This window comes from Halothiobacillus sp. (assembly GCF_028710545.1).
GTDB lineage: Bacteria > Pseudomonadota > Gammaproteobacteria > Halothiobacillales > Halothiobacillaceae > Halothiobacillus.
In genome coordinates, this window is the sequence record NZ_JAQTTX010000061.1 from 1 (window position 1) to 12,619 (window position 12,619).

Annotated in this window: 16 protein-coding genes; 10 read left to right on the top strand and 6 right to left on the bottom strand. The window is 50.5% G+C overall.

Annotation, left to right across the window (positions count from 1 at the left end; all coding sequences use genetic code 11):
* Positions 1 to 168 precede the first annotated feature (168 nt).
* Positions 169 to 768, top strand: coding sequence for an NYN domain-containing protein (locus tag PHD44_RS10950; protein ID WP_300191560.1), 600 nt, complete (start codon positions 169 to 171; stop codon positions 766 to 768).
* 217 nt (positions 769 to 985) lie between these two features.
* A complete protein-coding gene (locus tag PHD44_RS10955) occupies positions 986 to 1,252 on the top strand; it encodes a M24 family metallopeptidase (protein ID WP_300191562.1) in 267 nt (88 codons plus the stop codon).
* A 439-nt stretch (positions 1,253 to 1,691) separates the two neighbouring features.
* Here PHD44_RS10955 and PHD44_RS10960 read toward each other — a convergent pair whose 3' ends face one another.
* The 5 genes from PHD44_RS10960 to PHD44_RS10980 form a co-directional block, all read right to left on the bottom strand.
* The gene (locus tag PHD44_RS10960; protein WP_300191564.1) at positions 1,692 to 2,732 is read right to left on the bottom strand and encodes an ATPase, T2SS/T4P/T4SS family; all 1,041 of its coding nucleotides are present in this window, start codon (positions 2,730 to 2,732) and stop codon (positions 1,692 to 1,694) included.
* Between the two features lie 274 nt (positions 2,733 to 3,006).
* A complete protein-coding gene (locus PHD44_RS10965) occupies positions 3,007 to 3,204 on the bottom strand; it encodes a YqaE/Pmp3 family membrane protein (RefSeq protein WP_300191567.1) in 198 nt (65 codons plus the stop codon).
* A 349-nt stretch (positions 3,205 to 3,553) separates the two neighbouring features.
* Complete coding sequence (locus PHD44_RS10970) at positions 3,554 to 3,982, bottom strand: type II toxin-antitoxin system VapC family toxin (protein WP_300191569.1); 429 nt, start codon at positions 3,980 to 3,982, stop codon at positions 3,554 to 3,556.
* A complete protein-coding gene (locus PHD44_RS10975) occupies positions 3,979 to 4,233 on the bottom strand; it encodes a type II toxin-antitoxin system Phd/YefM family antitoxin (RefSeq protein ID WP_300191571.1) in 255 nt (84 codons plus the stop codon). The genes PHD44_RS10970 and PHD44_RS10975 overlap by 4 nt, the downstream gene beginning before the upstream one ends.
* Before the next feature lie 186 nt (positions 4,234 to 4,419).
* The gene (locus tag PHD44_RS10980; protein ID WP_300191574.1) at positions 4,420 to 4,830 is read right to left on the bottom strand and encodes a helix-turn-helix transcriptional regulator; all 411 of its coding nucleotides are present in this window, start codon (positions 4,828 to 4,830) and stop codon (positions 4,420 to 4,422) included.
* Positions 4,831 to 4,906: 76 nt separating this feature from the next.
* Between PHD44_RS10980 and PHD44_RS10985 the strand changes: the two genes are divergently transcribed.
* Both PHD44_RS10985 and PHD44_RS10990 read left to right on the top strand, forming a co-directional pair.
* Complete coding sequence (locus PHD44_RS10985) at positions 4,907 to 5,533, top strand: hypothetical protein (RefSeq protein WP_300191576.1); 627 nt, start codon at positions 4,907 to 4,909, stop codon at positions 5,531 to 5,533.
* Between the two features lie 230 nt (positions 5,534 to 5,763).
* A complete protein-coding gene (locus PHD44_RS10990) occupies positions 5,764 to 6,612 on the top strand; it encodes a hypothetical protein (protein WP_300191578.1) in 849 nt (282 codons plus the stop codon).
* A gap of 99 nt (positions 6,613 to 6,711) precedes the next feature.
* Here PHD44_RS10990 and PHD44_RS10995 read toward each other — a convergent pair whose 3' ends face one another.
* A complete protein-coding gene (locus tag PHD44_RS10995) occupies positions 6,712 to 7,638 on the bottom strand; it encodes a toprim domain-containing protein (RefSeq protein ID WP_300191579.1) in 927 nt (308 codons plus the stop codon).
* A gap of 580 nt (positions 7,639 to 8,218) precedes the next feature.
* Here PHD44_RS10995 and PHD44_RS11000 point away from each other — a divergent pair.
* From PHD44_RS11000 to PHD44_RS11025, 6 genes are all read left to right on the top strand, one after another.
* Positions 8,219 to 8,692 (top strand): hypothetical protein, encoded by a 474-nt coding sequence (locus PHD44_RS11000; RefSeq protein ID WP_300191582.1) that lies wholly within the window; start codon positions 8,219 to 8,221, stop codon positions 8,690 to 8,692.
* Positions 8,679 to 8,891 (top strand): hypothetical protein, encoded by a 213-nt coding sequence (locus PHD44_RS11005; RefSeq protein WP_290680286.1) that lies wholly within the window; start codon positions 8,679 to 8,681, stop codon positions 8,889 to 8,891. Before PHD44_RS11000 ends, PHD44_RS11005 begins: the two co-directional genes overlap by 14 nt.
* The gene (locus PHD44_RS11010; protein WP_300191586.1) at positions 8,891 to 9,235 is read left to right on the top strand and encodes a hypothetical protein; all 345 of its coding nucleotides are present in this window, start codon (positions 8,891 to 8,893) and stop codon (positions 9,233 to 9,235) included. The genes PHD44_RS11005 and PHD44_RS11010 overlap by 1 nt, the downstream gene beginning before the upstream one ends.
* Positions 9,236 to 9,338: 103 nt before the next feature.
* Entirely contained in the window at positions 9,339 to 10,820 is a 1,482-nt protein-coding gene (locus PHD44_RS11015) for a DUF3363 domain-containing protein (protein ID WP_300191588.1), read from the top strand.
* Entirely contained in the window at positions 10,817 to 11,443 is a 627-nt protein-coding gene (locus PHD44_RS11020; protein ID WP_290680292.1) for a hypothetical protein, read from the top strand. Before PHD44_RS11015 ends, PHD44_RS11020 begins: the two co-directional genes overlap by 4 nt.
* An 11-nt stretch (positions 11,444 to 11,454) precedes the next feature.
* Positions 11,455 to 12,528 (top strand): hypothetical protein, encoded by a 1,074-nt coding sequence (locus PHD44_RS11025; RefSeq protein ID WP_300191591.1) that lies wholly within the window; start codon positions 11,455 to 11,457, stop codon positions 12,526 to 12,528.
* The last annotated feature ends 91 nt before the right edge of the window (positions 12,529 to 12,619 follow it).

Consider the following 12,619-nt stretch of genomic DNA (forward strand, 5'->3'; position numbering starts at 1 on the left):
AAGCCATTCAAGGTTAAACCAGATAAATCAATAAGTAAGATATTAGATGCAATTTAACAAGAAACGGCTAACAAGACACTCAAGCGGACTGCGCTAAAGCGCAGCTCGCTTAGTTTTATCGTTAGGCCTCTCATGCAACAACACCAGATCCTTATCGGGAGTCAATAAATGACCACGGAAAAGCAGACCAAAGATGTATGCATCTTCTGGGACAACTCCAATATTTACGTACCTGCGCAGGATGTTGCAAGAGACAAGGATGGGGCAACAGTTGGCAGGGATCTACGCATCAATTTTGATCACCTCTATGACCTTGCTCGCGCCGGAAGGAAAGTAGTTGCAGGCGTATGCGTCGGATCTCAACCCCCCGAGTTGCAAGATCTATGGAAAAGACTGCGCGACGTTGGCGTTGACTTGGAGCTTTTCGAACGCGGCGAGGACTCCGGCAAGGAGCAAGCAGTCGATCAAGCCCTCCAAGTCCACATGCTTCGTGCTGCGTTAGATCTTGATCCAGGCGTTGCGGTTCTTCTAACAGGTGATGGCGCAGGAGCACATGAAGGAAAGGGGTTTTTCGCTGATCTCAAGCGAATGCACTCAAGGGGCTGGAAAGTCGAGGTTCTGTCTTGGGAAAGTGCCTGTCACGAAGGGCTAAAAAAATGGGCCCAAGAAAACGGAATCTTTGTCCCACTTGACGCCCACTATGAATCGGTCACATATATCAAGAGCCTTAGGCAGTCCAAGAAAATTGCAAGGCGGCAAACTTTCTGATTTGAATGCCTCAGTTCGAACTTGGAGTTTCATGTGTTTTCAACGCCCTCTACTTCGCTCAGCAGCCTAACCAGTTGGTCAAGCCGACGCCCACAAGCTACGCTTGTGGGTGCCCTCCGTGCTTTGCACTCCGGCGCGGCTTACCGCGAGCGTTAGCTTTCACAAGGAATTCACATGACCATTGAAACGCAAGATGACATTGTTGGACTGAAACGCATTGGACGAGTGGTTTCGTTGGTATTACAGTCGGGCGTTGCACGAGGAGCCAGAGCATATTGCCGGGTACTTCGATCCGTCAGATCAGCGAATTCTCAAAGAAGGCATGGTCATTACTATAGAGCCGTTTCTGTCAACAAAAAGCCGCGTCGTTACAGAAGAGGCTGATGGCTGGACACTTTCAGGATCGAGTGGGAACCTGTCTGCACAGTACGAGCATACGATGATCATCACGAAAGGTGCGCCAATCATCGTTACTCAGCACTGACCGCAAGTGAAAGCTAACACTGCATTCCACCCGACCGGCTACAGCGGGCTTCGCCCGCTTCCACCGTCGGGTGAATTTGAACGTTCGGCCCCTTCTGTGTCGGACGCACACAAATTAGTGCCAACTGTAGTTCCATGGCCGAACACATCATCCGAGAGGGACCGCGCAAAAAGCGCGCGGCCCCTCAATTCAGCCGTTGAGGCTGTAGAAAAACCCCCTTGGCAAGAAAATTCATGACCATGAGTAAAAACCGGCTTCCCAAAACGCTCTGTAATCGATTATCGTCCTGTCTGGAAGGGTCAAGGCGCCACCTGAAAATGACTGTTTTCACCCCTTCAAGGGGTTTTTCTACAGCGTCGTTAGGTGTAGAGTCCCGGACGATTCAACTGCCTGTCGTTACCATTATTGATGTGGCGATTCATGTCCTCAATTTTACCGACTACCCCTCAAACATAAACCGGCCATCCTTGAAGCCGCGCACGCGCACGACCTGTTTGACTTGCCGCCCCGGTGCCATTGAAGTTCGTTCGATAAATACCACCACATTAACGGTACTGGCGATCATCCTGCCCACCATGTCATGCGAGAAATTCCGGGCATCCGGCGCTTCGAAGATGTACTGACTGAGCTTATCCAACCCCTCTTCCGCACTGTTGGCGTGAATTGTGGCCAGGCCACCGGGGTGACCGCTATTCCATGACTTGAGCAAGGTATATGCCTCGCCACCGCGAACCTCGCCCACAATGATTCGGTCGGGTCGCAAGCGCATCGTAGCGCGAAGCAAACGCGACATGGGCACTTGTTCGGATGCACGGAGCAGCACGGCGTTTTCCACGCGCACCTGTAGCTCCATCGTGTCTTCAATGGCGACGATTCGATCATGTGGACATTGCTCTGATAACGAATGCAGCAACGCATTGGCCAGCGTGGTTTTGCCTGATCCGGTACCGCCGACAACCAAGATGTTCATCTTTTCCCGAATCGCAAATTCCAAGCGCGTTGATAGCGCCATATTCAACCAATCTGCGGCGTGACTTTGCATAGAAGGAACGATTGGGGAAAGAAAATCCTGGGGTTCTGCGGGGTGTTCCGCAAGGATTCCGCGTTCGATGTAGTCGGCAAGGGTAAACACCTTGAGTGCTTTTTTGCGGATGGCGAATACGGCGGTAGAAGACAGGGGCGAAATTAACCCCTGAAGCCGCGAGCCGTCCAGCGGAAACTCGCCTTCCAGAATGGGGCATTCACGAGTCAAGGCGGTGCCGAGCATCGAGGCGCAGGTGGATAAAATCGATTCGGCGCGTGAAGCGGCCATTTCCCCCAAACATTTCATGCCCACGCCTGAAAAGTCCGCCCAAAGGCGGCCATCAGAATTGCGCATAACTTCAATGACATCGGGGTTTTTGAGCGCCGAAATAAATACCTCGCCGCCTTCACGTTCAAGTTTTTCCAGCAACCGGCGCTGGGTGACTTCATCAAGCATGGTGTTCTCCTGTATGACTGTGCATACAGGATTCAGCATGGATCGGGAATTGACATCAGAAGCGAATAAATCAAATGAAATCTTTTATATCAAACAGGATGCCATCCTCCTGTTCTCTTAGGACGGAGGAGTTACTTTTTTTTTGAATGATCGCTTGATGACACTTCATCGTTGGTAAAGTGATTATGGATGGTATTGATTGTGATATTAATATCCCTTCCAGCCACTTGAGCAGCTCTTTCAATTAGTTGCGAAACGGTATTTATTGACATAATCACCGCCCCGCATTTGCCATGGCTTTTTCGATCTTTCGATCAGTTTTGTACTGACCCAGTGCATAAACCGCCCAGATGGCAGCTGGCAGCCAGCCAATCAGGGTGATTTGCAGCAACAGGCAGAGAATCCCGGCTATGGGACGGCCAATGGTGAAGAATGCTACGAATGGTAGGAAGATAGCCAGAAGAAGGCGCATCTCGAACTCCTTTTCAAGTTAAACGGAATGCCAAGGAAATGGGTTCATTCCCTGCAAACCGAAATATATCAAAAAACACATTGAAGGCAATAATGCGCAACGGTATTTAATTTCAGACTAAAGTTGAAAATCACTCATGCCCGCACAGCTGGTCGATAAGCGGCAAGGCTTGAACTAACAACGCTTGAGGGTTTTTAAATCCGCAACCGTCTTTTGGTTTGCGTTCCATGCCTGACCCTCACGGTATTGCTTTTGCTTATGAGATCAGGCGGTCGAGCGGCCGCTTCCAGGTCGTCGATCACGGGCTGAATCTCTACGGGCAGCCGTTGGATATGTTTCTTGTTGTGTGTCATTGCTGAGACTCCCACGGATTGATGATGGCCACACCGGTTGGCTTGAAATCAGCGACATTGCGAGTGACCACCGTCATGCCATGCACAAGGGCTGTTGCTGCAATGAGCGCGTCACGCTCGCCACGCTTGTCAGGCACATGCAACCGGGCGCAGCGTTGTGCCACGGCGGTATCAACAGGCAGCGTGCGGCCGGAAAACTCGGGCAATACGTGCTGGTCCAGCCACGAGCGCAGCATGGCCCCTTGCGTCGCGTCCTTACGTTCAATCGACAGAACGCCAAGCTCCAGTTCCATGATGGTGATGGCCGACACAAAGAGGTCAGCGGCATCAACGCTTTCCGTCCATGCCGTCATGTTCGTATCGGCCTTACCAAACCGCACCTTGCGCAGTTCGGACACCACATTGGTATCGAGAACAAACATCATGAGAAATCAGCGGGCCGGGGTTCGATGGTCACGCGCGGCGGTTCGAACTCGATGTCGGCGATCCCTGGCATAGCCAGCGCATCGGCAATGTTGCGCCGCTGCCTTGTGAGCCGCTGATAGTCCTCGAAGCACATAAGCACATGGGCTGGTCGGCCTCGATCGGTGATGAACACTGGCCCGTTGTTTGCAGCCCGCTTTGCCTCGCTCGCTCCTTGGTTGAATTCGCGACTTGATAAGGTGGTAATGGTCATAGCGACACCTCGTATGTTTGAATTATGTAGCCATGTTACTACAGTGCCAAAGCAATGGCAAACACTCAAGAGACGAAAAACGGTCGTTTAGCGGATTTTTTGCAACAGCCCAGAATGGAGGCGCTTTCCGGTGGGCTGCATGTCTCCAATGGTGTCTATCAACTCAGGCCCGAAGAGGTAACGCGCTCATCCTTTGTTTTTTATATCCCGACCAGCCACTTGTCCGGCCATGCCGGTGATGGTTTGAGTGACTTGGTTGGAATCTGTGGCGGCTTGAGCAACAGTTTTGCCTTCCAGCAGGCTGCTTAATATCCGGTAGCGCGTGGCTTCATCGGCAGCGCGGTAGCGTTCGACCAAGAGTTTTTCTTCAGTTGAAAACGGTTCAGGCTCGCGCCGCCCGGTGAGGGTGTAGAGGACATCGACGCCAAAATCATACAGATCAGAAATATTTTCTGCATTCGGGGTGGCTCCACCCTTTTCCCAGTCAATTACTGACCTTCTAGACACACCTAAGCTATCGGCAATCTCACTCTGAGAAAGCCGTAATCGAGTTCGCTCTTCTTTAAGTCGAGCACCTATCTGTAATCTTTTTTGCACATATAACCCTTGACAAGTGCAGAAAACTGCACAACAATCACATCACGCCCATCCACCATCACAAGGAATGCGTGCCATGAACATCGATCATACCCGCAATTGGGGTAAGGGGCAGCTTTGTCTCGAAATCCCGAATCCCGCCATTTTTGGAGATTTATTAGAAACAGAAGCGCGTCCGCGCTCGCGCTCAAGGCGGCAAAAATCCGCCCGCAACGACGCATCCCACCTCTTTCTGGACTTATTCAGCACCTCAACCGTAGCCAAGACGCGCAAGAAACGCACGCCACGACCACCGATTGACCCGGCACTTGTGCCCATTTTGGTGGTTGCGTTCCTGCAAGACGAGCATTTGACCAAGGCACTGGTGGAAGACCTATTCCATGTGGTGGCCTGCGTTGCCGTATCCACGCGCTGGGCAAGTGAGTGGACAAGCCTTGAGCGCTGGATTGAATCGGCATCGATGGATGCGGGTGGCGCGGGATTCTGGTGCGAGGCGGCGGGTTTATACCCCGCCGATTTTTTACCGGCGTTTTGGGAAGGAATTGAAGCGCAACGGGCAGAACCGGACCAGGACTTGCGAGAGGTTCGCGCCTACGGCGAAAACCTTGGCGAAATCTGGCCGGTGTATCGGCGCTTAACGATCGAGCGGAATCACTTCATGTGGTGGCCGTGTGAGGATTTAAGCCAGGAGGCGGCGGCATGAGGACGATGTATACCTGTTTTACCTCGCATGAGGATGACTTGCTGCACGGCTTACCTGTAGAGGCTCAATTGTTATACCTACGAGGGCTGCGCCGTTACATGGATTACACCACGGCCATTGTGGGTGGCGCGGCGCGGCGGATCAGCCTCTTGATGTTGTGCGAGCTGCTTGAGGTTTTCCCCCATCAGGGCATGAAGGCAACCCGGCCAGACAAATCCAAGATTCGCCGCTTGCTTGGTTGGCTGGAGCGCACCGGGCTAATTGAGCGCATTGAGGATAAGGACGGGTATCTAGTCTATTTTTTACCACACGCAAAAAATCATGGATGGGCTGATGCGCACTCTTCTGACCGGAATAAAGCCGACACGAAGCCAACACAAACCCGACACGAAACAAAACCCATTTCTGATGCGGGTTTGAGTGTGATTCCAAAAACCCAAAAACCCAGAAAATCCGCAAAACCCGACACACATCTAACATCTAATATCAAACAAATACAAACAACCACAACTACTGACGAATTGAGCGTGGTTTATGACAAAACCGTGGTTTGTGGTGGTGGATACTCTTCGGCTCCAGTGGTATCCAATCAGCTACCCCAGCACGAGATACCCACCAGCCCGCCGACCGATATAGTGGCTGAGCAGGTTTCGCAATCGGCTTCTTGGGAAGAAAAATTGAACTTCCCCGACGGGTTACGGGATCGTGATAAAACCGCAATCTTCCACCACTTGCAGCGCTGCCCTGCCGAGCAAAGGCAAGCAGTTGTTGATGAATTGGCGGCGCGACTGGAGCGAGTAAAAACCCCATCGGGGTATGTGCGAAAGCTCGTGGATTGTGTGCTCAGCGGTGAATTTATCCCCGAGGCAGGCATCCAGTTGGCTGCGGCGCGTGAACGCCATAAAAACGATTTCCAAAGCCCATTGCCCACTCGAAGAACCGCGCCATCTGATTCAGTACGTGCAGAAATTGAGCGCCTGACCGCCGAAATGGTGGCAGCACAACGCGCAGGCGATTTCAAACGGTACAGCAGGCTTGGGGCGCGAGTTGGGCTTTTAACTTGCGGGTATTCAACTTGACCAGGATATGCGGCTAGTTCTACAAACAATCATTCAATCTGAGCTAACTCATGTTTGCCCCCCCTACCCTTCAAACCTTTGATACATTGGCATCACGCATTAACGCGATACCGATTTTTGGCGCCGATTATTGATTTCAATATCCACCTGTTTTCTTACTTCTGGATTTTGCTGCATTATTTTCGTGACTTTGAGTTGATCGTTCCAATCTTTTCCCATCGTTGGTTTTAATCTTGTCGCATCAGGATTAACCTCCAAAACTCGTTTATGGTAATTATCACCAGCTTTATCTAAATCAAAGGCGGATTCAATTTTCAAGCCGTTATTGGTTTGTTCAAGCACATGAGCTTGGAGCTTTTCACGCGATGAGCCGGTGATGGATACCACTGAGAAATTCCGTTCTTTGTTTTTATAGGCTATTTCGGCATAACTCACGGCATCAATGGCAGATTCCACGTAAACCACGCGTTCTGGCTTGCCAATATTGAGCGTCCAGAACCCCTTTTCACCAGCCACGCCATGAAAAGGTTTTTCACTCAGCCCACGCTGCTCGATGGAGCCATTGTCCAGTGCAAAGCAGGCATTCACAAATCCTTGTGGGCTCACCCCGGCAAAAATTTTGCCTTGTTCGAAAAGTCGATCGACCCAGCCAGCCGATAGCTTTCGATCGTCAACCAGGTAGTCTTTGACTGCTTGGATATGCTTTGGCTCATCGGAACGCTTAGGCGGTTCACTGGGAGTGGCTTTATCTGCCCGATCCTGTTGCTGCGCTCGTTCGATGGCTTGTGGCGTAATTTCTCCACCCAATACCTGAGCCGCATTTTTGAAAGCCTCCCGATCCTGCTTGTCCAGTTGGGATGTTTGCAGCAATTGAGCCAAATCCAGTGCGCCACCGCCACCAATGCCAAGGTCGTGGGCATAGAACCGTGTTTTGGTTTGCCGATCAATAGATAACCGCCCAACCGGGCTTTTGAACTGGTATTTGGGATCAGCCGGGTCGGGTTCGCAGCCAAATTGTTCCAGCACGGCAGTCAGTGGAATGGCGCGAAGACGGTTGATTTCTGATGCGTCGAATTTCATCGGGGCTCTCCTGAAAAGTCATTAGTGACCCTTCAAGGGATACGCTAGCAGGCAGGAATTCAGGCTTTCTGGTCAAAGACTTTCTTCCCTAAAAGTCATTGGATGCTTGAGAACTTTGCGTACTACGCAAACATTTCATCCATCTCATCGAACCCCTCAAAGTTTGCGTAGTACGCAAACTTCCAAAACTTGTTATCCACAATTTCTGTGGATGAACCGGTGGAAAACGAATTTGAACGCAGTTCCATGAATACCTTATCGGCTTTGGCGAATTAATCAGCAAGACCAAAATCAATAACAGGCCGCTATCCAAATCCCCAGAAGTAAATAAAACGGCAAAACGATGAAACGGGCTACTGGGAATGTTAGTGGAACATAAAGGGTGTGGTACAGGTATTAGCCTTAAATCCTCGCGAGCGTTGATCTAATGCTGAATTCCGGTGTGGCCTGATAGCGTTGATTTTGTAGCACAAAAGGCTACGGAAAATCACAGAAAGTTTGCGTACTACGCAAGCATGGAGGGCTTATGAAATCACGCGGAATTGCAAAAACCGCTTTAATCAGGCTGAGGGTGACGGAAGAAGAAAGTGCCATGCTGAAATCGCTGGCAAATAGCGAGAAGAAAAGCACATCGTCACTATTGAGAGAAATGGTTTTAACCGACTTGCGCAGCACGCAAAGAGCATCGGCGATGGAAAACCACATTCTCGAATTTGAGCGCCGTTTGGTGAATACGCTGCACTACCTCACCAAGGAGATGCGGCGATTGAATTCAACCGAGCAGGTGACTTTATCGGCAATCGATATTTTTCTTCGCACCTACCTCACGCACACCCCACCGATTCAAGAAGCTAATCGAGAGTTTGCAAGACAAGAGGCTAAGAGGCGTTACGACGAAATCATCACGGCGATCCATCGGGGGCTATCTGATGACTTCGGCATCACCGAGGTGGCGCGAACCTTTCTGACGAGCGAGGAAAACGACCATGAACAGCCATGAAAAAGTTTGCGTACTACGCAAACAATCCTGGTCGCTCTACGAATATTCCACGCGCGAGCAATGGGTTAAAGCTTGGCGAGCGGCAAGAAAGTTTGGTCCCTTTATTCAAACCAGTGCGGAAGCCGAAGTATACGGAGCCATGTTTTTACGCGCATGGCAATGCCTGCTGTATCGGCAATATTTCTCTGGAGGTGTGTGATGAATAACCTTGATGCTCTTGCTATCGAGTTACAAAGAATAGAAGCGGCCAAAAGTGAGGCCATCAGAAACGGCATACCTGCTTTGCACCGCGTCTACATGGCGGCCACTGGCAAGAGTGGGCAGTCAAGAATACTGCGCGCGTTCATCATTGGCATTTTCAATGGGGGCGACCATCCCTTTGACTTGAATCAATTACGCGCGCTTGATGAGACGCTTTTCGATGATGTGCTTGATGTTATTCGGCTGGATCGTCACGCCGAGGAAGAAGTGCATCGGTATTTACCAACCACTGCTCAACAAGCAATTTCGAGCTGGTCATTCTGGAACCGCTCGTCGATTTAGGCCAAAAGTTTGCGTAGTACGCAAACTTTTTAGCGCGGGTCGGTGGCGTGTTTGCGTGCTACGCAAACTTTTGCAGCGGTTTTGTATCTGGTGGGGAAAAGCCATGAGCAACAGGGATTCTTTGCGTAGTACGCAAACTTCGGACGGAAATTCATCATCCGAGCGAGAAAGCCCGCTCAAATGGTTTATGAAAGGCATCAAAGACAGGGATTCGTTGCGTCTTCAACGCAAGCAGACTGCAAAACTATTGCGGGCGGTACAAACCTTTGGGCGAAATAGCCGATTGGGCGGTGGATTCCGGCAAAGGGTACAGGGTAAGGAGGGGAGAAATCACTTTCAGCGGGTAGCTATTCGCCTGACCTATTCGCCCAATCGTGCGCCAGGGCAATGGGCTGCGCATGGTAAGTATATTGCCCGTGATTCCGCCCTTGAGGTGGGTGGCGGTGCCTTTGGTGTGAACGGAGCGCTAGATGCCGTAAGCACTTTGCGAGATTGGCAAACAGCGGACGATCCGCGCATGTTCAAAATGATTATCTCCCCCGAATTCGGGGACAAGATGGATCTGAAAAAATACACCCGAGATGTCATGGCAAAAATGCAGAATGATTTAGGCTGTGAATTTGAATGGGTGGCCGTCGATCATTACAACACGGACAATCCGCATGTACATGTAGCGATTCGTGGAATGGATAAGTCAGGCCATGAGATTAATATCCCGCGCGATTACATTAAATCTGGATTACGCGAATCATCACAGAATATTGCCACCCAGCATATTGGTTACAGACAAGAAGCCGATATTATTAAATCTCTGGACAGACAGATTAATCAAAATAGATTTACGGGCCTTGATCGTGAATTAATTAAACAGGCAACTGCATTATCTGCCGTGAAACATTGGCATCACGAAGAACCTAATACCATTAATTTCAAAAACACTAAAATCAAAGAGTCAGATCGGTCACGCCTGATCAAGCGATTAACCCATCTTGAGCACATGGGTTTAGTAAAAAAACAAAGTGGTATGGAATGGGAAATACGGGGGGATTTTGAGCAGGCGTTGCGGGTGCGGCAAATGTCTGAAGATCGACTCAAAACCAAATTCCAGCATGGCAAAACCTTATCAGACCCAGAAATGCCCTTGGTTTATCTGGATAGCCGTGAACCGCTGGCTAAACGCCTGTTCGGGCGCGTGGTGGGCGTTGGCGAGGATGAAACCAAGATGAAGCCTTATGCCTTGATTGAGGCCGTGGATGGCCGCGTTTATTACCTGAACACCAACCAGTATCAGAAGGTTGGTACCACCGTGCATGTGCAAAATCTGAAATCCGGTATCGGGGTGTATCAAGAAGGAGATGCCGAATCATTTTCGCGCGATCCGAAACGCCTCTTATCTGTATCGGCCACCTTGGCGCGAGGCAGTTACGCCGTGACACCTACGGGTTTGGGCGGATGGATTGGTGAATGCCAAATCGCCCTTGCCACCACACAAGCGGCCATGGTGCAGCGTGGTGTGATGCGGATAGAGAACGGAACGGCAGTTTGGCTTGGTGATCGTCAACGACAACGGGGTTTTACACGATGAAGCGAATTTCACTGGTGATGGTAATGGCAGCAGCCTTTCTTGAAATCGGTACAGCAAGTGCGGATGGACAATATTGGGGTGGCTTCACAGAAAGCCAGACCTATGGTACCGGAGCGATTAATTCAGTTGTAACGGATATTTACGACAACTCGGACAATCCTCAACTTGTCGGTCAAAAGATGACCGTTAACATCAATCCGACTGGTGGGATCGGGCAACCCACTGCCTATTATGTAGGCATTGGCATCAACAACACTATGTCAGGAATGTATACAGGATCGGGGTGGAAAGCCTACAGAAGCGGGCTATATGAGCCAGCCGCTATTGGCGCAGGTGGACATCAAACATTCACGGTATTCAGCGGTGATAGAACAATTTGCCAATCGGTGGCTCGCCAGGTCATGTTGAATGGAGGTGGTATTGGCAATGTGGGCTCGGTTCAATTTTATGCCGGTTACGGCTATATCACCCCGGAAAATCAAGCCACGATGGAGAAGCTATACAGCCAACACGCAACCACGGTTCCCTCCGACACCATGCAGCTCATGTATGCACAAACGCAGATGATGCAGGCCAAGGCATATCAAAAGATTTATTCCGTTGATTGCTCAATCGGGAATTGATGGGGGGTTCTATGACTGATTCAAATCAAAAGCAGTTGCTCGAAGAGGTGTTGAGCATTATGGGTCGGGGTGAAGCGCCCTGGCAGCAATCAATCGGCAGTGATGATCGGCTTGCTGCTGAAATTGAACCCGCAAATCCCACAATTATCCTTGAGCAATTCGAAAAGGCTCTGAATGGTCATCCAGAACTCATGGAGGTCGCCAGCAACCGTATTCATGGAGATTTGTTTTCATCTGCTTTGAATGCGAGGCCGACCGTGGGGCTAAACGCTCTTTTAACAGATGGCACTTTTGATCAAATGCTGGAAGTGGCTGAACAAGAAGGCACCCTGAATGAGCTTGGCAAAGCGGTTTCGCTGATGGAGCAAGCCACCAAAACACGTTTAGCTCAAATGGGTTTTGAACCGGATGCGGTCAGACAGGTCGATCAAACCATGGGTGAAATGGTTGAAAAGCTCAGCACCCGAGAACGCACGACTTTGATACCTGATCGTGCGAAAGTCGAGGTAGCAAGAGAAGACCAAGCCTCAAAGCCAGACAAAAAAACGGAATTTGATCAGCTCGTTACCGGCCAGAATCTTGTCATCGAAAAAGCAGTGGACGATGGCATGTCGTATGTCGGCACGGTCGCTGGTGAAGATGGTGGCACGGTGATCGTCAAGGTAGGCGAGCATCGAGCCGTTGCCATGAGCAAGGCGCGAATGGAAGGCGATGTCGAAGTCGGTGAAAACAGCCGGTTTGGCTATGAAAATCAATATGGCAACGATGAGCGCGGGCGGGCGATTCGGGATAAGAATATTGAGCTGGGCGGCCAGCGTTATGCCGTGATTGACATGGATGACCTGGTGCAACAAAACCGCCGCTCAGTCATGGGCAAGGTATTGGCCGTTGAGCCGGATACCGTGTACACCAAATTCGGCAAGGATGCCGAGGGTCGAGATCAGGTGGTGGCACACCATCCGGCCAAGCTGGATATTATTCCGGCGCTGGGTTCATTTGCATCCATCAACTATGGCGCCGATGGGTTGGGCAAGCTTGCGACCAAAGAGCGCGGTCATGGGCTCGATCAGCAGATCGAGCGTTAATCTCATTTACCAAAAGGAAAACACATGAACTCAAGCAAAAGCAAAGTACCCGGCGATGTGAACATGGCTGACCTTCGAGAAAAAATCATTT